Raw genomic sequence first — 22,632 nt, 5'->3', positions numbered from 1 at the left:
TAATATATTACTTGATATTAGAGTAAATGCTTATATCAAGAGGAGTATTTCTTTAAAAATTTTCACTTAATTTATTAAGCGATTTATTAGAATAAAAGACTCTTCTGAAGTTCATATCACCAATTGTAGCGAAGGAAGTGTAACTTTAAGTGTAGCAAAGTTTAAAATTGGATGGTTGATATGAATTTGTTTTTAAAAAAGAGTCCATTAGCTCTTTTTTGCTCTCTCTTTATTTCCAAAGTTGGTGATTATGCTTATGAAGTTGTTTTTATTTTACTGGTCTTAGAATTAACAGATAACACCTTTTTTACAGGTCTTGTGTATTTTTTTCGATTTATCCCTTTTCTCTTTTTTGGCCCTATAGGAGGTTGGTTAGCGGATAATTTTTCTTTGAAGAAAAATATGATCTTAAGTGAAGTTGTTAGATTATTAGCTTCATTGTTTGTTTTTATAACTTATATAACAGGTACGGCACATATCATTGTTCTTATTTTTGCAGCAATATGTACAACGATAGGAAGAAGTATTTTCCAACCAAGTTTTCAAGCTGCTATTCCCAGAATGTTTTCAATAAAAGATCTTACAAAGGCCAATAGCATTGCTCAAATTATCATGGAAACGGCAGCCGTCATTGGCCCTTTGGTTTGTTCCATACTGCTTTTTTTAGCAAATAAATCGGCAGTACTCATTTTTGATTTTTTTACCTATTTTATATCTATTATCGTGTTATTTAATCTCATGAATTTAAATTCAAGCGAGAATAAATCATTCAATTTTATAAAAATTTATCGAGAAACAGCTTCATATCTTAAATATATTTCTACAGAAAATAATAATTTATTTATTACGCTCGTTGGATCGTCGTTTGCTATTCTCTTTACGGGTGCTATTTTAAGATTTTTAATTCCAGCTTTTGTTCTTTTTGTGGGGGGAGAGGAGAGCCTTGTGAGTTATATTTTTTCTCTCATGGCTGTTGGAACTATTGTTGGTGGTTTGTTCTATAGTAAAATTATATTAAATATTACATCGTTGAAGCTCATGATATTTTGGCTTCTTTATGGGGTTATCCTGTTTGTTATGCCTTTAGCTGCTGGACTTTATTTAAAATTCCTTCTCGTGTTAGCATTTGTTCTGGGATTTATTGGTGCCTTTGTGGATATTGGTTTAGTCTCAGCTATTCAATTATATTCTCGTCGTGAAGATTTTGGTAAGAGTTTTGGAACCTTTTCAACTTTAGCGAACTCTGCCGAAGCAATGTCTGGCTTTATTGCTGGACTTTTGGCACTCGTGGGATTGTTAAGCTCTTTTTTAGCTATGTCCGCATTAATTATTTCCACGGGAATTATTGGCGTTGCAAAAATTAAGAAAAATAAAGAGTTAACACCTCTTAACACGATAGTCGATGACGACCATTGATATATTTGATATCTCCATGCCGTTTCTTTTTTCTAAAGACGGTTCGCTCATTATCTTATTCATGAGGTAAAAACACCGCTCTTTGAAGGGGGTGATCTGAAACGAATGAGTGGTCAGTGGTAGAAACTTGCTAGGCAAGCATTTGAATTCTTTACAGACCGTTGTTTATAGAGTGGTACGGGGCGGTGAACCTTTCCTTGGCTTCGTTCTGTAAATGTGGAGAAGCGTAAAAATGTGAATCTGTAAAAGTGCAGTGGGGGATTTGTGGTTTATATATTGTGCGTGTTTTTGGTCACTTTGGGCTTTTGGGGGCGTGGAATGTGGTGCGAGAATTGGGGGGAAGTGTCTTCGTGAATGGAGGGGAAATGAAGGGTGCTGTGCGTTGGTTTATGTAATGCAACACACCATGAAAGTAAGTATACATATACTATATGCTTTACATGTGTTTTTTCGTACTTTTAACATATATATTTTGTGTCTTAAACATAAGCTTTGAGTACTATGAGAGATGGTGGTCGTTTTTTAAACAAGCGAGAAAGTGATTAACTAATGCTTGATAGTAAAGCAGTATATTGTTAAGGCTATTCTTTGAAAGGAGGCTCTTATTTCTGGTGTAGGAGCTTTTCAGGAGAGAATGCAATTAATAGGGGAGTTAAGATGTCAAAATATTTATTTCCGTTACCGCTTGTATTGGTGGCTGGTTGTGCATCTATCAGTAATTATTCATCAAGTTATGTCAGTCCAAATATTACGAAAGATGATGTAAAATTAATTGCTAACGATTTTGTTCGTAATCTTAAAAAACCTTTACCGCCCGCTACAACAATACTTATTGTGAAAAAAAATAAAACAGAAGACAACTTTACTCCTCTATTTATTGATCTCTTGCGACGGAATGGATATAACGTGATCTATACAGATCAACCAAACAAACAGCAAAATGGTGTAATCTTGACTTATCAAATAACGCCAATAAAGACAGGTATCATGTCTATGGTTTCTTATGATGAGGTTGGAGTAACCCGTTATTATTTCCGTACTTATAATAGATGAAACCCCTTTGCCGGTTTGTCTCAAAGAAGTAGATAATGAAGAAATGTGTTTCAGGGGAAGTGTTGGGATTGAATTAATCAATAAAAATTTGCAGATATGAAATTGCATATTCAGACGATAGTTATTCGTCGTCTCGTTTACAATTTCAGTGTTGTAACGAAGAAAGATGTCGTTTTATCTGTTTGCAATTCTTCATGTTCTGTCTCAGTTATATAGCGCTTTTATCGTTTCTGTCTTATAGAAAATTACTTTCTGTTCTACGGCTCTATATGCCAATCTAATAGTCAGATCTAAACAATCAAATTCATATGAGCTCTTTACAGAAATCTGTTGTTTGAGATTGTTGTAAAGGTGTTTTGTTTTTATCAAATTATCGCGTGGTGGTTTGGGAGTTTCCTTTGGCTGCGTTCTGTAATGATGTAAAAGCGTAAAAATGTGAATCTGTAAAATGAAGCGGAGGATTTGTGCTTTGTGAGAGCTTTTATCATGGCATGGAATGTGGTGGGAAGGATTGGGGGAAGTGTCTTCGTGAATGGAGGAGAAAGTTGGGATGAAGAGTGTTGTTGAAGTGCGTTTTCTGGAGAAGAGTGTGTGGGGAATGGCTGTGAACAGATTGCAGAGTTGATGTGTAAAGAGATGTGAAGAGAAAAATCTCGTGGTGGGCGTTTATATTCTATGCGGAGCTTAACAATTATAGTTGCATCTATATTTGTATGGGGATATCCGTGAAATGGGTGTGAGAAGCATTGAGAAGTGTTTTTTTTAATAAGTGGGTGAATGAGCAATACAATGAAAGCCTATTTAGGGGGAAGCCCATTTAGAGGGGGAAGGCTATTTAGGAAAAATCCTATTTTAGCTCTTGTTGTTTTAGACATTGTGTTTTGTATGAGGGGAATTTTGCAGGGAAGGGTGTTTTGAGGGATGTGGCTTCCTTAAAGAAAAACACAAAAATATCAAAAGAAAAATATAAAAACTTGACAAGGTAAATGTAAAAAGGTATCATAATGATAAAATCGGAATTGTGCGTTTAAATCAGAAGAGTCTTTTGATAAGATTCTGTGAGAGGGGTGGGGATGTTTTTCCAAGGTTTTGGTGTTTTTATCCTATTTTGAAGTTTGTTATCCTATGATGTCGTAAACCGTTTTTTGAGATGTGGTGATATCAGGCGGGCAAGGCTTTAGGCAGAGGGGAATATTGGCAAAGGATGTCGATTGATGCGCTTTTGCCTAATCAGAAATTAACCACAAGATTGCTTTTTGTTTTTTCGCTTCGAGTTCTCTAAAGTTTTTCAAAAGTGCGTATTCTTTTTCGCTGTATGTGTCTTGATCGTGGTGTAAGGCATGTTCTTTTGTGGGAATATCTGCTGTTAAAAGGTCCGCATAAAAAAAGTTCATAGGAACCTCTAGTTTTTTAGCAATTTCGAGCAAACACCCCGCGCTTACACGATTAGATCCTTTTTCGTATTTCTGGATTTGTTGAAAACTGACACCTAAATAGCTTCCTAATTCCTTTTGAGAAAGTCCCATTGAAATTCTTCTATGACGGATCTTTTTACCTATTGAAATGTCGTTGAAATGTGAATTTTTAGTTTGCACTTCAAGCCCCCCTCCGGTTGCGAGCGCCCTCGCATTGGTATTCCGGGAGTAGTAAAGTACTGAGCTCTAGTCAGCATTTTTGCTTTTAGTGCTTATCACACCTGGACATAGCAAAAACTCCCGGAATCCCGGGACACCCACAAAGTGGGTTCATTCTTACGCTAGAGCTTAGGGCTTTACTATCCCTTATTGATCGTTGCGTGGACGATCAATATATCCTTTGAGTGATAAAGTAATTTCAAGGGATTGGCAAGAACAATTAAAAGATTTTCTAGTCTGTTATATTGTAAAATAGGGATGTTTGGGGGGGTGGTAATCTGATGTTAGTAGGGGAATTTACTGGGGAAGAGGTTGGATGATAGTTTAAAACCGGTGCGGGGTGGAAGCTTTATTCAGCAGAGGAAAATTTGCTTTTTGAAGTCGAATTGTAGATCAGAGCTTATCTGGCGTGTTTGATGAAACACCATTCTTTGAAGTGTGGGATAGCCATATGAAATAATCAGCAGGGAAATCTGATAGACGAGAAATCAGCTTGTTGCAGACCCGTGTTTACAGAGGGGCGTGGGGATGGCGGTTTTTGAGTTTCATTTGGCTTTTTTCTGTAATGATGTAAAAGCGTAAAAATGTGAATCTGTAAAATGAAGCGGAGGATTTGGGCTTTATGTGGGCTCTTATCTTTTTGGGTGTGTCCCATTTTTTTAATTTTTGAATGCTTGTCAAATTTTGTTGCTGATTTTTATGTCATTTTTTGTGTTTGAGGTTTTGGTTTCTCTTTAGTTGGAAGGAACATGATGATGGTAGATGAACATTGTCTTCCCTTACGTCGAAGAGGGCGGAAAAAAGGGACTTTAAATAAAACAACAAAGCGATTTAATGAAGCTCTTTTGACAGCGGCGGAGCAGGCTGGATATCACTATGGTGAAGATGGGCTGGTGTCTTATCTTCAGTATCATGCTCTCAATAATCCCGTACCGTTTTTTTCGCTTCTTGCAAAAGTGTTGCCTCTTCAGGAGGCTGGAGAAGGGCAGGTTAAAACAGTTTCGCGTATCGAGATTGTACCAGTGAATGCAAAAAATAGCGGACCGGAGAAGCATAATACCTCGATAACTGAGGCTTGTGATATTGAAAAATGTTAGGCTTGGGTGGGTGATATCTTGGAAGGGGGCTGCTTTGGTGATTGCCTATCTTGAAGGGATTGAAGCGGAGGCTATCGTGCTTGTGGGCGCTCGTGATACTGGGAAGGGGCTTTGGTGAATGATGCTGTAAGGGACCGTGTGCTGGAAGGAATTTGGTGCAGGGTATTTGTGTGGTGGATATGGAACAGTGTTTTGATGGGTGGGGGGCATGAAACTTGAGAGAAGTGTTATGCTTGCGGGATGCATGTGTTTTGGTGGGGGTATCTTGGGGGATAAAGTGTGAGGATTGGTGATGCTTGAGAGGCATGATCTTGGAGGATGTTGGGCTTTGGATATGCCTGAGAGCCATGTGCTGAGGCTATGATTTGGTTGGGGGGGATACCGTGCTTGTGGTTGGGGGATGACAGGCGCGGTGTTTGAAGGGGTGGGGCTTTTGTGCCTTAGGGGCTTGGGGCGCATAGGTGGGGTCAAGGGGACCTCATGCAAAAAAGTGAAATTCATTGAATATTAGGATGAAGAAAAGATAAAGCGCTGCTTTTGAGAAGGGCGTTTTTCGTTCAATTGCTCTTTTCGTTCAATTGCTCTGGGATCATTAAACTTGGGATAAGCAAAAGGGTGCAGCGCAATTATTGCTAAAGTATGAAAATTTATAATGACAACTGTTCAGAAAATTTCTCAAAAAATTGAGCAGAAAACGGCTCAAGTGGCTCTTATTCCAAAGCTTATTCCTGTCTTTACTGGAAATGCCGATGTGCGAGCCGCTTGGGGAGGACGCGGTTCTGGAAAAACACGTTCTTTTGCTTTGATGTCTGCTGTGGTGGGATATCGCCATGGAATGGCTGGAGAACGCGGTATTATTCTTTGTGCACGGCAATTTCAAAACTCTCTCAATGAAAGTTCTTTGGAGGAAATTAAACGCGCTATCGAATCTTATCCTTTTTTACAAGACTATTATGAAATCGGCGATAAATATATTAAGTCAAAAGATGGACGGATCGTCTATGTGTTTGCTGGGCTTGATCGCAATATCGCAAGTATTAAATCAATGGGGCGCGTTTTCCTTTGTTGGGTCGATGAAGCCGAGCCCGTGACCGAAACTGCTTGGCAAACCCTTATTCCAACTTTGCGCGAAGAAGGAAAAGATTGGAATGCAGAATTATGGGTGACATGGAACCCGTGCCATGAAAATGCAGCCGTGGAAAAGCGTTTCCGAAATGTCGATAATCCTCATATCAAAGGGGTGGAAATCAATTGGCGTGATAATCCGCAATTTCCTGAAAAACTTAATCGTGATCGAATGGACGATTTGCAGCAAAGACCAGAGCAGTATAACCATATTTGGGAAGGCGAATATCTCCAAGCTGTCCAAGGGGCTTATTATCAGAAATGTCTTCTCGAAGCCGAAATGGAAGGGCGGATTACCACTGTTCCACGTGATCCTTTGATGCAGGTGAGAATCTTTTGGGATATCGGGGGAACAGGAGCAAAGGCCGATGCTACCGCATTGTGGGTGGCGCAATTCGTTGGACGGGAAATCCGAGTGCTCGATTATTATGAAGCCCAAGGACAACCTCTCTCAGAGCATGTGGGCTGGGTCTTTCAAAGGGGATATGAAAAGGCTCTTATGGTCTTGCCTCATGATGGCGCAACAAAAGATCGTGTCTATAATGTGAGTTTTGAAAGTGCCCTTCAACAAGCCGGTTTTCAAACCAAAATAATTCCTAATCAAGGAACTGGCGCTGTGAAAATGCGTATCGAAGCCGTAAGGCGGTTGTTTCCTGCACTATGGTTTAATCGTGAAACAACATGTGCGGGCAGAAAAGCGCTTGCTTGGTATCATGAAAAGCGCGACGAACAGCGCAATATCGGACTAGGCGCTGAACATGATTGGGCAAGCCATGGGGCCGATGCCTTTGGACTGATGTGTGTGGCTTATGAACAGCCAAATGCTAAAGCGCGAAAAAAACCTTATCGCTCGTTTCACCATTCTCAAACTTCATGGATGGCTTTTTAATGAATATGTCTACAGATTCTTCTTTTAATCAAATCGAAACGCTTGAAAATCAAGCACTATTTAAAAAACTCGTGGGTTGGTATCAGGATGATATTGATCATGTCGAAAAATGGCGAAAAAATGCCCAGGAAGATTACGATTTTTATAATGGACGGCAATGGAATGAGCAAGACTTGGCTGTCTTGCACGAACAAAACAGACCGGTCATGACTTTTAACCGTATTGCGCCTTTAATTAATGCCGTGATTGGGGCTGAGCGCAATAATAAAAGGCAAGTGCAATTTATTCCACGACAAGAAGGGGCAGCTTTTGCGAACCAGATTCTGACAGGGGCGGCTGAGTGGTTTCGTGATGAAGCCGATGGGGAATACGAAGATTCTGATGCTTTTCAAGATGCAATTATTTGCGGAATGGGGTGGACAGATACACGCCTTGATTATGAAGAAGATCCACAAGGAAAACCAATTATTGCACGCTTAGACCCGATGAAAATGGTGTGGGATGCAAGTGCTGTCAAGCCTAATCTTATTGATGCACAACGCTTATGGTATATTGATGAAAAACCCCTTGCTGTGGCGCAGGAAATGTTTCCCAATGTTCATTGGAGCGATCTTAATGCTGATTGGGTTAAACATCAGAGTTTTTTACATTCAACCAGCGATGGGATGACACAAAGTTATCAGTCCGAGAGGGGGTATCAAGGAGAAGAGGGGAGCGGCTATCAACGTCCTAAAATGGTGACATTGGTAGAATGTCGCTGGTTTGAACGCGAGGTGGTTTATAAAGTTCTCGAGCCTCTAAGTGGAAAGTTTGTCGATTATTCAGAGCAGGATTTCCAAAATTTAAGCAAAACCTTTCCGCATGTCCAAGCAACAAGGTTGAACAGAAAAATTGTCAAACGGGCATTTTTAGGTAGAAAGCTGCTTGAAGCGCCTGATAAGCCCTTGGTTCCACCCAATCAATTGGGATGGGAGTGTATTACCGGTACTTTTGATAAGTTAAGCCGGCAATTTTACGGAATTGTTAAGCCAACAAAAGATCCGCAACGGTGGGCAAACAAATATTTTAGTCAAGTGATGCATTTGCTCAATAGCCAATCAAAAGGCGGAATTATGGCAGAACGCGATGCTTTTGATGATGATCGCCAAGCCCTCGAGAGTTGGGCTAGAGCCGATAGTATTACTTGGTTGAAAAGTGGTGCTGTGTCTGGGGGAAGAATTCAGCCTAAACCCGTGGCGCAATTTCCGCAAGGGTTTTTCCAATTGTTTAATGAAGCAAAGAGCGCTCTCGAACAGGTGACGGGGTTGTCTTCTGAATTTATTGGGACGCGAGCTGTCAATCAGCCTGGCATTCTTGAACAACAACGGCGACAATCGTCACTTAATCTTTTGGCTTCCTTTTTTGATGGGTTGCGTCGATATCGGCAACGACAGGGGAAAATTATTCTCTATCTTATTCAAAATTATCTGTCCGATGGGCGGTTGGTGCGTATTGCCGGTGATGAAAATGCCCAGTATGTGCCGCTGACACGCGAAATGGTGACAAGTTTGGAATATGATATTGTCGTGGATGATGCACCAACAAGTCTTAATGAAAAAGAGCGTACTTTTGCACTGATCATGCAATTGCTGCCTTTGATGCAAAATTTTGCAACGCCTGAGATTATGCTCGATCTCTTACGCTATTCGCCTTTACCGGCTTCACTTATTCATAAAATTGCGATAAAGGCGCAAAACTCTTTTCAAGAAGAGCAAAATGCCTCAGCGCAGATGGGGGATAATGTGGGGGCAGACCAGATAATGCAGATGTTGCAGACACTAAAGGCTCAATAATAGGACACTTTGTCATGCGTGACTTCTGATAAACGCCATATATCATAAATTGCTTATCGATTTTCGTAGTGCATGGGCTCCCTTTTCTCAAAAGAACTGTTTTGTAGGGCAGGACTGTTGGGAAAAGCAGGGTGGAGAAGGAGTTTTGCTGTCATGGTGGGGGAGCCATGGGGGAATGCTGGAGCTTAAGTGAAGGGTAAGCATTGAGGGGATAAATGCTTATGGGCTGTTTTATCTGAAAAATTTGATTTTATTGTTAAAAAAAAGAGAAGGCTAATGTCATGGATCAAGAACACTTAACGCCGGCAGAACAAAACCAATTAAAACAAGATTTTCTGGTCTCAACACAAGAGGGAGAAGATGGTGAAATTGGAAGAGAAGAAAAAACTCTTGAAGATAATTTTCAAGGGCAAATGCATCAACAACAGGACTCTTCGCAAAAGGCTGGAAAAGAGGTTCAAGGGGGAGAAGATGCTCCACCAGATCCACAAAAAGACTTTATGGGCTATATGCAATGGTTGGGAAAAACACTCCAAAAACAAGGGCTTGTACATGAAAAACAACAGCCTTCTCTTGCTTTGGAAGCAGAACAGTTGCATGCGTTTTTTCAGCAGTCTGTTGCCAGTGTTAAACAAAAGCATGATGATTTTGATCAAGCAGCTGATTTTATTTATGAAACGCGGGCTAAACAGTTGGCAGCTTGTGCTTCGCTCTATCCTGAGATGGCCGATCCCAAAAATATTGATGCGTTGATTGGTGATGAGTTGAAGCAGATCTTGCGCGATTGTGCGCAAAAAAATCAAAATCCGGCTGAAGTGATTTACTCTATTGCACAAAAAATTGGCTACACAAATTTTCCCAATAACATGGGTGAAAATTTACAGGAAAGACACAATTCTGCACGTACTCTTGCTGCTTATAACGGCTTGACGCCAAATGGGCCGATTTCTTTGGATATGCTTGATAAAATGTCAGAAGCAGAGTTTAGCGCTTGGGTTTCTGAACCTAAAAATAAAGCTGCTTTTAATCGTTTAATGGGTGGGAGAGAATTTTAAAAACAAGAATGTGGCAGGTGCTTTTTGCGGGAACGTGGAGCGGCTTTTGGCGCAGGAGAATGCGGGGGGATTTCTCAAACACGGATGTGGAGAGGAGAGCTCTTATAAGGGGGAGGCAGACGCTAACAGAAATTAGATAAAACTCACGAACAACCTATTCACCATTTGAAATGAAATGTGGTGTTTTAACAACCGGCGCTTTGCCGGGTTTTTTATGTCAATAAAACTTTTAGAGGACAAAATGACTGTAACTTATATCGGACTTAATGACCCAATGGCAGTGCGCACATGGTCTAAATTACTAAACCAAGAAGTCTCAAAAGCACTTCCAATTGCACCGTTGATTGGAAATGATTCAAACAGTATCGTACAATTAAAAGATGAAACTACGAAAGCAAGTGGGGATGCTATTAGCTTTAATTTGCGTGTGCAGTTGCTAGGCGATGGGGTGAGCGAAGGGCAGACATTGGAAGGCAATGAAGAAGTTTTACAGTTTCTCAATGATCGCTTGGCAATTAATGAACTCGTTCATGCTGTGCGTGTCAAAAATGAGGGAACGATTGATCAACAACGAATTCTTCATGATTTGCGCACCGAGGCAAAAAATGGTTTGGTTGATTGGTATGCAGATCGTCTGAGTATGATGTTCTTCATTCAAGTTTGCGGGTATACCGCAAAAACAATTAACTTTGAGGGACGTACGATTACTCTTAAACCTGTCCATTATGGGTTTAATGCGCCAACGGCACCAACCAATAAACGCGTGGTACGTCCTAATGATAAAGCAAAAGATGAGGACTTAAAAGAAGACGATGTTTTTGATCTCAGCTTGATTGATAAAGCAGTTGAACGGGCTAAATTGGCAAATCCTAAAATTAGACCTGTGCGGCTCGATGGGGAAAATGTCTATGTGCTTTATCTCCATCCAACCCAAGTGACACAATTGCGAACCAATACAGATGCGGGGCAATGGCTCGACATTACCAAGGCAATCTATAGTGGAAGTCGTATCAAAAATCCGCTCTATGATGGATCGTTGGGCATGTATAATGGTGTGGTTTTGCGCGAAGCTGAACATATTACCGAAGGGGTTGAATCTGGGACGGTAAATAAAGCTGTGCCAAATGTGCGTCGTGCTGTTCTGCTTGGTGCGCAGAGTGCTGTGATTGCTTTTGGTAAAGATCGAGGAGCAACACGCTATAAATTGGTGGAAGAACTCTTCGACTATGAAAGAGAATTCGGGGTCGCGGCAAAAACCATTATTGGTATGAAAAAAACTTGCTTTACCTTGCCAGGAAGTACGCAAGGGGCTCAGGATTTTGGCACTATTGTCATCCCAACTTATGGAGCACCCGCTTAAAGCGAATTTTTGCTCTCTTCCCCCAACAAGAGGGATCTGTTGGGGGAAAAATTTAAAATGCTTCCAGAAACAAGGACAGGCTTATGACCACTTTATCCACTGATCCCCAAAATCTAAACCTTACACATTCAGATCATTCTAAAACTTTTGCTTATATGGTCGCGCTTATTCAAGATGAAATTGACGATACAACAGCGGAATATTCCCTGCAAATTCAAGATTCAATTTTTACGGCTTTGCGTTTGTGTGAACGCGAACCCTTTTTCTTTAATGAAAAAAGAGAAAGGACGTTTAAAACACAAAGTGGTAAAACATGGTATGGGCAAGAAGAGGGGGTTTTTATTGAATCAGAAAAGAGTTTGGAGGGCGTCTTTTTAGTAACAAAGGATGCAACACCAACAAAGTTGTTCTTTAAGCCCTTGGAAGTGTTGCATCAACAATATGGTATGCATCCTGCGCTAGGAACGCCATTCTTTTATACGTACCTTGATCAAAAAATAGGACTCTTTCCAACACCAGAACATGTGGAAACTGTACAGCTTTCTTATGCTCCTGTTCATTTTGCTGATGAACAGTTGAGAGAAGACGATAATCCTTGGTTGATTTATGCTTTTGATCTTATTAAAGCACGGGCAAAATATGAACTTTATAAAAATATTCTTAAAGATCCTGAATATGCCGCCGTTTCTTTCAGAGATTTTCAAGAACAGCTTCAAGCTTTGCGCATTGAAACATCGCGCCGAAAAGGTTTTTCAAAGATTCGCCCAATGCGTTTTTAAAAGACTTTTTTCCAAATCGTTTATGGCTGGCGTTGAAGGTTGGTTTGGCACTGGTGGCTGGTTTGTCGCTTATGGTTGGATGCGCGTTGGGTGTTGATGGTGAAGGGCTGGTGGATGGCGTTGGGGTGGCTATTATTTATGGTATCGTTTTTTCGGTGTGTTAAACAACTTTAGGTTGTTTGTTTTGTTGAATTTTATGCCTTTAGAGTTTTAAGGGCTTTTGTGGTTTTTATTATCAATAAGCCTTGGTGTTTTGAATGGCACTGGGCTCTTCAAAGATTTTATGGGGGTCTTGATGGCTTTTTTCCCAATCGCTGATTATCGACCCGATGTGGCGGATATCAATGGAATTTTTACCGATGAACTTGTTAATGTGCTCCCGGCGGATGGCTCCTATATCCCTATGCCAAGTTTTGAACCTTTATCAGAGCCTTGTCCGGAGCCAATCTTAGGCACTCTTGCGGTTAAAACAAAAAATGGGGTTTCTATTATTGTCGGGACAAGAGATAAAATCTACTTACTTGATAATACAACAATGAACTGGAAAGATATTAGCCAAAAAGGAAAATCTTATCTGGCTAATGTTGATGCTCCGTGGTCTTTTGCTTTGTTTGGTGATTTTATCATTGCGGTGAATGCCAATGATAAACCACAAGTGATTGATATTAACCATGATAAAACATTTAGAAATTTAGGAGGAAATCCACCACAGGCAGGGATTGTTCGAATCTGGGGAGATTTCGTTTGTTTGATGAAATTAACCGAGCATCCAAGAAGGGTTCATTGGTCTGGATTAAATGATGCTGAATTTTGGACCGTGGGGAAAAAAAGTTGTGATTATCAAGATTTTCCTGATGGCGGATTCGTCCAAGGGGCAACGGAGACAACAAATCCAATTATCTTTATGCGTTCTGCAATCTATGCCGGTTCTTTTATCCCTGGCTCTAAGATTATTTTTAGTTTCCAAAAAATCCACGATAAACGAGGCGCAAAAAATGCTGAATCAATTGTTTGTAGAGGCGATTTAGCATTCTTTGCCGATGAGGGCGGGTTTTATCAAATAACAAATGAGGGACAGATTATACCCATTGGGTTCGAAAAAGTCGATCGAACGATGACCGCAAAATCAAGGAAGGATAATCTGTACACTCTATCTGCTGCTATCGATGGGGTGTATAATCGTGTTTATTGGATGGTTGATTCTGATGAGAATCTTCATAAACGTATCTTGCTCATTTATGATTGGGGGTTGCAAAAATGGACAAAAGCTCTCGTCGATATCAAAATGGTATTGCCTATTTTCTTAGCCGGAACAACCCTGGAAGGTCTTGATTTTGTGACTAAGAATATTGACGATTTATCCTTTTCTCTTGATAGTAAAGCTTGGAAAAATGAATCGCCTATTCTGGGGGCATTTGATCAACAGGGAAGACTGGGTTCGTTTTCTGGGTGTCCTATGGCTTGTGTTGTGACATCACAAGAAATGGGGCAGACAAATGGCATGATAACACGGGTGAAAAATATTATGCCTCAAGTCAATAGTGGAAAGTTTTATTTGTCTGTGGGAATGCGCTTTCGACAATCTCTTGAAGAGGAAACTGTTTGGTTACCAGAAAAACAGCCTTCTTATAATACTGGACAAATTCATTGTCGCGCAAGGGCACGGTTTTATCGCTTTAAATTGCGTATTCCTGAAGGGGTGAATTGGACTCATGTCACTGGATTTGATGTGGAATTGACGCGGGCCGGCATGCGATAGGCATGCCCTTTTGTAATACCATGCGATAGGCTCAAACCTCTATTATTAAAGAACAAATGCCCCATAGGCTTCCCAAACCTTTATAAACAAAGGCACAATGCGATAAGCTGTGTCTTTATAATATGAAGAACAAGGTGGTGCGTTATGTTTCATGCTTTTCTGCGATAAAGGAAAATAGGCTGCACCATGGTTTATTTTTATAAAGAAAAAAGTTCCCTCTTTGTTGTGACAAAAGGATAATGGGGCTTTTTTTCTTTTATTGTGCGGGGGCATGGAATGCGTGAAATGCGTAGGGGGATGTTATTTGAGGGGAGATGAGTGACAAAGCTAAAAGAGCTAAAATTATGATACAAGAGAGTCAAGATTTATATTCTGCTTATCTGACAGAGCAGTGGCCATGGGAAAAAATAGCTCCCTATCAAGAGGCTCTCAATGCTGCATTGAAAAAATATGTTCAGCGCTTTCCGGATGATGTTTGTCTGGAAAAAATTGCTGAAGAAATCGCTACAGGACAAGTACAATTGTGGCTGGTCTTAAAAAATAAAATCCAATTTAGTGCTTTTGCAATAACCAAAGTTGAAATAACCCATACGGGGAAAAAATGCGTCATTCTCTCTGATCTTGCTGGAGAGGGAGGGCTGAAATTGGTCAAGTTGATTGATGAAGTCGAAAAATGGGCGCGAACAATTAATGCTGAAGAAATGCACATGTTTGGAAGAACTGGATGGGCGAAAAAGCTCGCTCATCACGGATATTCTCGTAATCTTATTCAATATAGAAAGGTTCTGAACCCATGAGTAGAAAAACCACACCTCAAGTGCAGACAACAACACAAACAAATGCTCCACCTGCTTGGGCGGCTGATATTCTTAAACAAGCCAGTGCTGATGCACTTGGACTTTATAATAAGGGAATTGGCGGAAACGTTTATCAGGGAGACAGAGTCGCTGGTCTTAGCAATATGACAAAAAATGCGCTGACCGGTTTACAACAAGCAGCAGGGCTCTATAACAATCCAACGGTAACGCAATGGTTGAGTGCACCAACCAACAGCGCTACAAATCTTTCCGGTATGGCTAAGGGAAGCTGGATTGGAAGCAATAGTAAATTTAATACTGCATTGCAAAATGCTCTGAATAAAACGTCCGATGCAATTAATCAATCGATGTCGGGAGCAGGACGTTATGGCTCTGGGGCTCATACTGGTGTGCTGGCCGATGAGTTAGGCGCCTTGGCAACAAATGCTGCAGCACAGCAATATAATCAAGATATTAACAATATGATGAATGCAAACCAGATGATTGATCGCTCTCAGAATGATCAAGTTAATGCGGCAAATAGCTATTATCAAGGACAGAGTAACGTGCAAAGCAATGCTTTGAAAGGGGGTATGATTCAAGATATAAACCGCCAAAATGTCTTAGATGCTGAACGCCAAAAATGGTCAGAAAAAGATAATCAAGATTGGAACCGATTGCAAAGTTTGTTACAGGTAGGAACACAGGCTGCTGGAAATTACGGAACGACTTCAGGAAAATCCACGACAATGCCTTCTGTGACAAAAGATCCATTGCGTGATGCGCAGCAAGTACTTGGATTGGTCGGAGGAATTTTAGGGCTTTGTGATGTGAGAACAAAAGAAAATATTATCCCTGTGGGGCAGAAAAAGGGATATCCACTTTATACCTTTAATTATAAGGGAAATCCACAACGTTATCAGGGCGTTATGGCGCAAGATGTGTTGCGTGTGAACCCTGAAGCTGTTTATGTCAATGCGAAAACAAAGTTATTGCATGTTGATTATGACAAAATAGGACTGAAAATGGAAAAAATGAAAATGGAGAAAATATCGGCATCTAAAAATAAAATTGCGGCTTTCTTTTCTTCATTTTTTGCTCGTTTTCCCTTTTTGAAAAAAGAGTATCTTCTATGAGTTCGATTTATGATTGGTCAATTGTTGCATCAGAAAATGCTTATGTCGACGAGAATATAAACTGGGCAGAAGGGCAACCACCAAGCACAGTCAATGATAGTGCTCGCGCTATGATGCAACGCATCAAAGAATATTTGTTGGATAATGGAGGCGGGATTGAAACACAGTTTACTGTCGATGTGGAAAACGAGAGAACGTCACTTCGTTTGGCAACAAAGTCTTTTTTTGAGACTTATATGGATGGCATTGTTGTGCGCTTTAAAGCACAAGGCGTCAACAGAGGAATAACAAATATTTCTTTGAATCAATTACTTCCACGACCAACTTATATGGCAACGCCAGAGGGTATCATGCCTTTAAAGGGCGGAGAAATTCAAAAGGGGGGGCTTTATGAAGTCGTCTATACGCGTGATATTGCCGGAAAAAATGCTGATGGCTGGTTTTTAACCAATCCTACTATAAAACTTCCTGAAATCCCTCCCTTTCCTCCTTTGCCTGAAACTTTTTCTTCTGGATTTATTGGGACTTTTGCTACAGAAAAAATACCCTCTGGATGGTTACTCTGTGATGGTAAAGAATATTCGCGAAGGAACTATGCCAATCTCTTTGCTGTTTTGGGAGAAACATGGGGAAAAGGAGATGGGAGAACAACATTCAATGTTCCCGATTTGCGTGGAATGTTTTTACGGGGGCTCGATAGTGGAAAAGCAATTGATAAAGGACGTCGCTTGGGAAGTCGACAAGAAGAGTCTTTTAAATCTCATACCCATGAAGGAAAAACAGATTCAACAGGTAACCACCAGCATAGTTATCCAATGATTGACGAGGTAGTTTGGGATATGAATCACGGTGAATATTATAGACATCTGGCTCAAGTCTACAATAAAGATCGGTTAACGAAGGCTGCGGGAGAGCATGAACATAAGGTCTTGTTGCAAAAAACAGGGGGGGATGAAACACGCCCCGTCAATATGGCGGTGGTTTATGCTGTCAAAGCCTGAGAATGAAAGCTTTGAGAGAAAGATAAAAATACTTACAAAATATTTGTTATGAAAAAAAGTCTTATTGAATATAAAGTCTTATAGAATATATTGTGTAGAAAGTTTTGAGGCGCTTTAGAAAAAAACTCAACTCTCTTTATTTTTTTATTTTTTGTGCTGCCTTTGTTGGATGTCTAAAGGTAAGTTTGCCTATTGTTCGTTAGAGGATCAAGACAGTGATTATTGAAGGTAGGGGGAGAACAAAAACCCTTTCTTTATTCATAGAGTTTTTGCTGAGGAATAAAGACTTTATCCAAAATGCTTCTCTCTTGTGGTATCGTGATACATTATTAAAACGTTGGGTTTAAAGCGTTGGGTTTAAAGCGCTGCTGTGCGATGACAAAAAGCCCATGGGTAAAATTTATTCTATTATGTTATGCCGTCAAACACCGTCATAAAAACACTATTATTGAAGCTGGTGATATAAGGAAAATAAGACATACAATACTTGATCCATTTAAGTATTGAAGAGACATCTATTCAGTGGAGGGCTTGCTTGGTTAAGCCTTATGCAAGTGAATCATATAAGTGAGCAGCAGACGGAATCCCTTCAGAGTAGTTGGATTGTTTTATAAACCGATGTGGGGCTAAAATCTTTGTCTTTTGAGGTGGCGGGAAGAGGTCAACGGATATGTTTATTTAAAGCGAGAAAAGGCAAAATGGTACTCTCCCTCTTTTGGGTAGAGCGTGTATGCAAAAAGCGTTCTTTTTTTCAAAATGGGCGCTGGGTTTGCGAAGTCTTTTGGCGATGCGTTTAACACATGGTGAGTAATTGACTCTCTTAGATGCATTTTGTACTTGTCAGGAAACTTCTTGAAACAGAATGAGAGTGATACGAGAAAATCTGTAAGACAATGGTTTATCCTGTTGTGTCGTAAAATACTATTGTTTGAGATGCGGTTAAAATTTTATGCATGGGGTGTTTTTCATCTGTACGTATTCCTAAAGCAGTGTTGTTTGTAGAGTAACTCTGGACAGGGGATGCATGACAAGGATGCATTTGAAGGTAAGCCAAGTTAAATCTGTTAGATACGAAGCCAGATTGTTGACAAACCATTGTTTATTGATTGGTATTATTTAAAGATCGGTGTGGTTTTGTCCTTTGGGGAAAGCTAACACAGCATGCAAGGTGGTCAAACATTTTTCTTTGGTTTCAGGTGATAAAGTCAACATTTTAGGTGGAAAACAGGGTATAATCTAAAAAAATGTCTTGTAAAAATTTTCGATGAGGAAATTTTTTCAAGAGGTTTTCTGAGAAATGCAAGAGCCGTACAACGGAAAAAGATATTCAAATGCTTAATACGCGTTTAGCTTATCAAAAAGGGGGATATAATGGCACTTTTTCCATTTTCTATTGCTGATATTGATGATCCTGAATGTATTCGTGTGGTTCTTTATGCTAGCGGAAGAATGGGACATGCTCCTTTGAATGCTCTGTTGAAGCAAACACGTCAAGATCTCCAATGTTTTGATAAAATACAGACTCAAAATATTCTCCAACTTACACAGCGTTTGGATATTTTAGAACAACAATTGAAAACGATTATCAGAGATCTTGAAGATGTGAAACACAAACAAGACGCTGAAGAAGCGGATAAAAGTAAAACGATGGGTGATTAACCATCTCGATTTGTGTCTCTATGGGATTTAGCTCCTTTAAAGCAGTGAGATAGATAGTTGTGAACAGGATAGTTATTTGCCTGTCCATAGAGCATTTATTTTTTTGATCAACCAAAAATGAAAAAGAGGTATTCTATAATGAAAAAATTGATTTTAATATTTTTAGCTTTGTGTCTTACTGGACCAGCTTCTGCACGTTCGTGGACTATTTCAGATGATTGTTCAGATATCGGTGGAACAATGGTTCGCTCACAAATCATCAATAATATTTCTGTAATTCCATATAAAAATTTGCAAGGGGTAAATATTCTCTCTGTTTTAGAAACGAGGCCTACAGAAGAGCCAGAAATGTCAAAAATTGTAGGAAGAACATTTCATATTCAAAGTCCTGAGATTGTTGAGCTGGCCTATAGAGCTTACAGTACATCGCAATTCGTTGATATTTGTTACAGAAGTAACTATTCAATCAATGTTATTCGAGGGCTGAGAGTGCGTGATAATTAAGCGTATTATCTGTATTCGTTGTGACTTAAATAGGCGATGCTTGGAAAATGGTCAATCTTCTACACTAAGGCTATTTTAACCCTAGCAGTTTTCTGATTTACAGTTTTTACTCAGAGTATAATCGTTCATGTTTTACAGAATTCATGAGTTATCGGTATTGAGGATCTATTTTAAGATATTCAACTACAGTTGATTCTATTTTAAACTGAGTGATTTTGTATCAATCGTCGTTTGAGCTTAGATGGCAATTTCATTCTAGCGTTTGGTGTTAGACAGATTTAAGCTTAGTGAGGCTGTAAATACGTGTCTTAATTGTCTTTGTTGACAGTATGCCGCTTGCGATAGGCAATAAATCATAGACACATTTTGAATCCGTAGAATGCACGTACATTAACAATGGCAGACATTGTCAGTGGTAGATATCGCCAATGGTAGAGCTTGTGCATGCGGTGTTTTGTTGTGTGCATGAGTCATCATTCACGCGGCATCAATAAGGGAAGGCTTTGCTGTAGAGCCTGTAAAATAAATCGTGCAACAGCGGGGATAGAGGTAAGAATAGACTGAGATGAGGCAGTCTTATCACGGGCTAAAGCTGGTTAAAATTCTCGTCTTTAAGGAGGCGAGGAGGTTAAAAATATCCATTAGATTGCATGGGGATGCATTTCATGTCCGTTGCAATAAATTTAAAAGAGGTAAATTATGAAAAGCTTTTTGAAAAAAATATCCATCGTTTTGGTGATAATAGCATTAACAACAGGTGTTTCTCATGCTGGAGTTTATGAACAAAACGGTTATCTTAATTCGGTTCAAGTCGTTAGCGCAGGAGCACAATGTCTCCTAGAGCTCAGATACGGTATCAGCCCTACTTCAGACATTCAAAAAGGTGTTTGGGGCTGTGATAACATTGTTGGAAAAAGTATTTTGGATTTGGCAAAAACCGCAGTCATTTTGAACAGAAAAGTAATGGTTATTTTTGAAGCGGGTAATGTGCCAGCAAAAAGGGTTTTAGCCATCACTTTAAAATAAGATCAATAGGGGTTTTTCTCCCTTTTTATATCTGTAACGCTTCAAGACGTTACAGGTATAAAATATGGAGTGTATATCAAAGGTATAAAAATGTTTCAAAGAGCATTCTCAGTATTTTTAGTGACAGTTTTATTTTTTTTCTTTTCAGATGTAAATCTGTCATATGCTATTGATCCTCCCCATATGGTTTTCCGTATAGATGATCGCTCTCCATCTGTTATATTCTTTGGAGGAGGTTTTGCCCCTTGGGGGGATGATCAGGATATCATACATCATGTAACTGGGCACTCTCTTGCTCAACAGACTTCAGCATTTGTGTCTACAACTGCAAATATGAATGCAGTTTACAGAATGGCGCGGCAACAGATTGCTAATAATCCTGATGAAACGTACTGGCTATATGAAATTATTCCAGATATAAATTTTTATTATGTTCCTAACTCACTCTTTGATACAGCCATGTCTGCTGACAACGTTGTTCAACATGAACAAGTTATGGATCTTTATTATGCATATTTATGGCAGGATGAATGGGCTTCGCTGGGGGCAATCAATACAAATCATATATACTCTGCAAGAAGTATTATGCGGCAAGCGAATGGTGATATTGTCATTGGTCCTAGAACCTTTAATTCTCTTTTTGTTGCCGCTCCATCACAAGTAAATTCGGGGACACTTCCTTCACAAGATTACACTTTTTTATCAGCTTATTATTCTGATAGCGAGGATGCGTTATCTCCAATGTCACTGGCATTTCTTGTAGAATCCTGTAACAGCTCTTCATCCAGTGGTCATATGGAGCGTTCTGGGGATTCTTCCTGCAGCACATACAAACATTCTGTTGATGATATTATGTATAAAATGAATCTATGGTATGAAGCTCTTTAAAGAATTACAGCTATATCTTGCTATTTAATCAAAAACAAAAAAGTAGGAAGATAGTGCATTTCTGTTTTATTTGATTGGTTCTGATGCGTATAGTGCGTAGGGCAGAGAAAATTTTTCGGTATTATGAAGTGTGATAGGGGTGCTATAAAGCATAGGTGTGACATCATCAAAAATGGAAGCGTTGATTTAACAGTATTTGTTTACCTCGATTAGAAAATCCGTTTTTTTCTTTGTTTGGAGTTTTACATCAATAATTTCTTATCTTGTTGTCGTGCTGCTTTTTGAGAGTGCGGTGATAGAAGGCATGTAAGTTTTATATATTGAAGTGTTTGTGTGTGGTGAATATGGGGAGTGTTTTTTTCGTCATGTGATGAACTCTTCGGGCGGTGGGGATTTTGTCCATAAAGCGTCATAAAATATCGCTTTTTGTTCTATGGTGATAGAGATCCCATGAGGGGAAAAGACAAAGGGGAAAGTCAAGTGGATTTTGCGAGCCAATCATGTAAACTGGAACGAATTCCATGCGGATATAAATCAGGTTCTGTTTGTTGCATATAGCGCTATTTGTTGCATAACTTGTGATAGCCAATTCTCTAAATAAAGGGATTTGACCTGTAGCAGAAAAAAGGAATCATTACGAGACAGTAAGTGTGCTTGTTTCAGAATGTCTAATGCTTTTGCATAACAAAGGAACGCGAAACTCTGTCACGCCTTCCTTTCATATTTTCGAGTTCAGGGGTGTCCATATATTTTCTTCAACTTGATTTTTATGCATTGGACACAAGGGAATTGGATGCAAGGGAGTTGAAGGCTAGGGAGTTGAAGGCTAGGGAGTTGAAGGCTAGGGAGTTGGATGCAAGAGATTGAGATATAAGAGATTTGGATACAAGAGATTGGGATGAACATTTTTGGGATAAGCAAAGCTAATATGTTACACTCGTTGTTTTACAGCGCGTTTGATAAAAAGCTAGGACATCTTTCCAATCCATTATGTGTGTAACTTTAAGGCGTTGTTTTCTTAAGAGAGTGCAGAGCTTTTTTTGTTGCTTGTCAATCAACATCAAATTTCAAAGCTGTAGCATGTTTGAGAGAAAGAAGAATGATAGCCTTACGGATTCAGAAGGGCAAAACTCTCTGAGCGATTCCAGCTTTTGTAAGCTAGACTTTATATATGCCAGATGAGGGCTGTATTTGAGTGATTTCTGAAATAGGAAGACAACCTTATTGAGAAAAAATATAAAGGCATATCAATCACTCTTCGGACTATCATCTTTTTCCTTTATAATTTTCAAAACTATCTATAGCAATATTATTTAAATAATGAAGATAATGCCTTATGCTTTTATGTATCGTGTGTCTTCTTGGGATCATGCCTCTCACATAAAAACAGAATGCCTCAAATATTAAAATATTATTTGTCTCCGAATATACATTTATTGCATATTCATGGACTTGTTTTTAAAGAGATATCCCACTCCCAAGTCCCTTTTACAAGAACACTCGTCAATGGTATAGGGGTAAAGCCCCTATGAAATGTATAAAACTTATAAGGTATCTCCCTCATCTTTATGCTTCATAAAAGTGCAGGTTGGTACTCTCATATATTTTTCCAGTTTCCAATG

General features: G+C 39.5%; 19 protein-coding genes. 17 read left to right on the top strand and 2 right to left on the bottom strand.

The window, feature by feature from the left end; all coding sequences use genetic code 11:
- Positions 1–180 precede the first annotated feature (180 nt).
- Together ACFIJW_RS03575 and ACFIJW_RS03570 are read left to right on the top strand one after the other, a co-directional pair.
- The gene (locus ACFIJW_RS03575) at positions 181–1,416 is read left to right on the top strand and encodes an MFS transporter (RefSeq protein WP_375633317.1); all 1,236 of its coding nucleotides are present in this window, start codon (positions 181–183) and stop codon (positions 1,414–1,416) included.
- Positions 1,417–2,073: 657 nt separating this feature from the next.
- On the top strand, positions 2,074–2,469 hold the full coding sequence (locus tag ACFIJW_RS03570; RefSeq protein WP_375633316.1) for a hypothetical protein: 396 nt from the start codon (positions 2,074–2,076) through the stop codon (positions 2,467–2,469).
- Between the two features lie 1,226 nt (positions 2,470–3,695).
- Here the strand turns inward: ACFIJW_RS03570 and ACFIJW_RS03565 are convergent.
- Positions 3,696–4,064, bottom strand: coding sequence for a helix-turn-helix domain-containing protein (locus ACFIJW_RS03565; RefSeq protein ID WP_375633315.1), 369 nt, complete (start codon positions 4,062–4,064; stop codon positions 3,696–3,698).
- Positions 4,065–4,855: 791 nt separating this feature from the next.
- Between ACFIJW_RS03565 and ACFIJW_RS03560 the strand changes: the two genes are divergently transcribed.
- From ACFIJW_RS03560 to ACFIJW_RS03490, 15 genes are all read left to right on the top strand, one after another.
- Positions 4,856–5,200 (top strand): hypothetical protein, encoded by a 345-nt coding sequence (locus ACFIJW_RS03560; RefSeq protein WP_375633375.1) that lies wholly within the window; start codon positions 4,856–4,858, stop codon positions 5,198–5,200.
- A 652-nt stretch (positions 5,201–5,852) separates the two neighbouring features.
- A complete protein-coding gene (locus ACFIJW_RS03555; protein WP_375631846.1) occupies positions 5,853–7,214 on the top strand; it encodes a PBSX family phage terminase large subunit in 1,362 nt (453 codons plus the stop codon).
- Positions 7,214–9,046 (top strand): portal protein, encoded by a 1,833-nt coding sequence (locus ACFIJW_RS03550; RefSeq protein ID WP_375633314.1) that lies wholly within the window; start codon positions 7,214–7,216, stop codon positions 9,044–9,046. The genes ACFIJW_RS03555 and ACFIJW_RS03550 overlap by 1 nt, the downstream gene beginning before the upstream one ends.
- A gap of 281 nt (positions 9,047–9,327) precedes the next feature.
- Complete coding sequence (locus tag ACFIJW_RS03545) at positions 9,328–10,101, top strand: hypothetical protein (protein ID WP_375633313.1); 774 nt, start codon at positions 9,328–9,330, stop codon at positions 10,099–10,101.
- A gap of 241 nt (positions 10,102–10,342) precedes the next feature.
- Complete coding sequence (locus ACFIJW_RS03540; RefSeq protein ID WP_375633312.1) at positions 10,343–11,461, top strand: N4-gp56 family major capsid protein; 1,119 nt, start codon at positions 10,343–10,345, stop codon at positions 11,459–11,461.
- An 83-nt stretch (positions 11,462–11,544) separates the two neighbouring features.
- Positions 11,545–12,240, top strand: a complete 696-nt coding sequence (locus tag ACFIJW_RS03535) for a hypothetical protein (protein ID WP_375633311.1) — start codon at positions 11,545–11,547, stop codon at positions 12,238–12,240.
- 32 nt (positions 12,241–12,272) lie between these two features.
- Positions 12,273–12,404, top strand: coding sequence for a hypothetical protein (locus ACFIJW_RS03530; protein ID WP_375633310.1), 132 nt, complete (start codon positions 12,273–12,275; stop codon positions 12,402–12,404).
- 131 nt (positions 12,405–12,535) lie between these two features.
- Positions 12,536–13,999, top strand: a complete 1,464-nt coding sequence (locus ACFIJW_RS03525; protein WP_375633309.1) for a hypothetical protein — start codon at positions 12,536–12,538, stop codon at positions 13,997–13,999.
- Between the two features lie 314 nt (positions 14,000–14,313).
- Positions 14,314–14,796 (top strand): hypothetical protein, encoded by a 483-nt coding sequence (locus tag ACFIJW_RS03520; protein WP_375633308.1) that lies wholly within the window; start codon positions 14,314–14,316, stop codon positions 14,794–14,796.
- Entirely contained in the window at positions 14,793–15,932 is a 1,140-nt protein-coding gene (locus tag ACFIJW_RS03515) for a tail fiber domain-containing protein (protein ID WP_375633307.1), read from the top strand. The genes ACFIJW_RS03520 and ACFIJW_RS03515 overlap by 4 nt, the downstream gene beginning before the upstream one ends.
- On the top strand, positions 15,929–16,933 hold the full coding sequence (locus ACFIJW_RS03510; protein ID WP_375633306.1) for a phage tail protein: 1,005 nt from the start codon (positions 15,929–15,931) through the stop codon (positions 16,931–16,933). Before ACFIJW_RS03515 ends, ACFIJW_RS03510 begins: the two co-directional genes overlap by 4 nt.
- 1,371 nt (positions 16,934–18,304) lie before the next feature.
- Positions 18,305–18,592 (top strand): hypothetical protein, encoded by a 288-nt coding sequence (locus tag ACFIJW_RS03505; RefSeq protein WP_375633305.1) that lies wholly within the window; start codon positions 18,305–18,307, stop codon positions 18,590–18,592.
- Positions 18,593–18,730: 138 nt separating this feature from the next.
- Positions 18,731–19,096, top strand: coding sequence for a hypothetical protein (locus tag ACFIJW_RS03500; RefSeq protein WP_375633304.1), 366 nt, complete (start codon positions 18,731–18,733; stop codon positions 19,094–19,096).
- Between the two features lie 699 nt (positions 19,097–19,795).
- The gene (locus ACFIJW_RS03495; protein ID WP_375633303.1) at positions 19,796–20,122 is read left to right on the top strand and encodes a hypothetical protein; all 327 of its coding nucleotides are present in this window, start codon (positions 19,796–19,798) and stop codon (positions 20,120–20,122) included.
- 90 nt (positions 20,123–20,212) lie between these two features.
- Entirely contained in the window at positions 20,213–21,010 is a 798-nt protein-coding gene (locus ACFIJW_RS03490; RefSeq protein WP_375633302.1) for a hypothetical protein, read from the top strand.
- Positions 21,011–21,252: 242 nt separating this feature from the next.
- Here the strand turns inward: ACFIJW_RS03490 and ACFIJW_RS03485 are convergent, their stop codons facing one another.
- Positions 21,253–21,423: a hypothetical protein gene (locus ACFIJW_RS03485; RefSeq protein WP_375633301.1), complete on the bottom strand. Its 171-nt coding sequence runs from the start codon at positions 21,421–21,423 to the stop codon at positions 21,253–21,255.
- Positions 21,424–22,632 lie beyond the last annotated feature (1,209 nt).

It is taken from the genome of Bartonella sp. MM97QHHN (assembly GCF_042194285.1).
Classification (GTDB): Bacteria; Pseudomonadota; Alphaproteobacteria; order Rhizobiales; family Rhizobiaceae; genus Bartonella.
Note: the sequence above shows the minus strand (reverse complement) of the source record. Positions and strands in the feature narration are given on the sequence as shown.

Bases quoted from the DNA above. Each gene is read 5' to 3' on its own strand.
- ACFIJW_RS03575 (WP_375633317.1), top strand. From the start codon at position 181: ATGAATTTGTTTTTAAAAAAGAGTCCATTAGCTCTTTTTTGCTCTCTC.
- ACFIJW_RS03570 (WP_375633316.1), top strand. From the start codon at position 2,074: ATGTCAAAATATTTATTTCCGTTACCGCTTGTATTGGTGGCTGGTTGT.
- ACFIJW_RS03560 (WP_375633375.1), top strand. From the start codon at position 4,856: ATGATGGTAGATGAACATTGTCTTCCCTTACGTCGAAGAGGGCGGAAA.
- ACFIJW_RS03555 (WP_375631846.1), top strand. From the start codon at position 5,853: ATGACAACTGTTCAGAAAATTTCTCAAAAAATTGAGCAGAAAACGGCT.
- ACFIJW_RS03550 (WP_375633314.1), top strand. From the start codon at position 7,214: ATGAATATGTCTACAGATTCTTCTTTTAATCAAATCGAAACGCTTGAA.
- ACFIJW_RS03545 (WP_375633313.1), top strand. From the start codon at position 9,328: ATGGATCAAGAACACTTAACGCCGGCAGAACAAAACCAATTAAAACAA.
- ACFIJW_RS03540 (WP_375633312.1), top strand. From the start codon at position 10,343: ATGACTGTAACTTATATCGGACTTAATGACCCAATGGCAGTGCGCACA.
- ACFIJW_RS03535 (WP_375633311.1), top strand. From the start codon at position 11,545: ATGACCACTTTATCCACTGATCCCCAAAATCTAAACCTTACACATTCA.
- ACFIJW_RS03525 (WP_375633309.1), top strand. From the start codon at position 12,536: ATGGCTTTTTTCCCAATCGCTGATTATCGACCCGATGTGGCGGATATC.
- ACFIJW_RS03520 (WP_375633308.1), top strand. From the start codon at position 14,314: ATGAGTGACAAAGCTAAAAGAGCTAAAATTATGATACAAGAGAGTCAA.
- ACFIJW_RS03515 (WP_375633307.1), top strand. From the start codon at position 14,793: ATGAGTAGAAAAACCACACCTCAAGTGCAGACAACAACACAAACAAAT.
- ACFIJW_RS03510 (WP_375633306.1), top strand. From the start codon at position 15,929: ATGAGTTCGATTTATGATTGGTCAATTGTTGCATCAGAAAATGCTTAT.
- ACFIJW_RS03505 (WP_375633305.1), top strand. From the start codon at position 18,305: ATGGCACTTTTTCCATTTTCTATTGCTGATATTGATGATCCTGAATGT.
- ACFIJW_RS03500 (WP_375633304.1), top strand. From the start codon at position 18,731: ATGAAAAAATTGATTTTAATATTTTTAGCTTTGTGTCTTACTGGACCA.
- ACFIJW_RS03495 (WP_375633303.1), top strand. From the start codon at position 19,796: ATGAAAAGCTTTTTGAAAAAAATATCCATCGTTTTGGTGATAATAGCA.
- ACFIJW_RS03490 (WP_375633302.1), top strand. From the start codon at position 20,213: ATGTTTCAAAGAGCATTCTCAGTATTTTTAGTGACAGTTTTATTTTTT.
- ACFIJW_RS03485 (WP_375633301.1), bottom strand. From the start codon at position 21,423: ATGACGCTTTATGGACAAAATCCCCACCGCCCGAAGAGTTCATCACAT.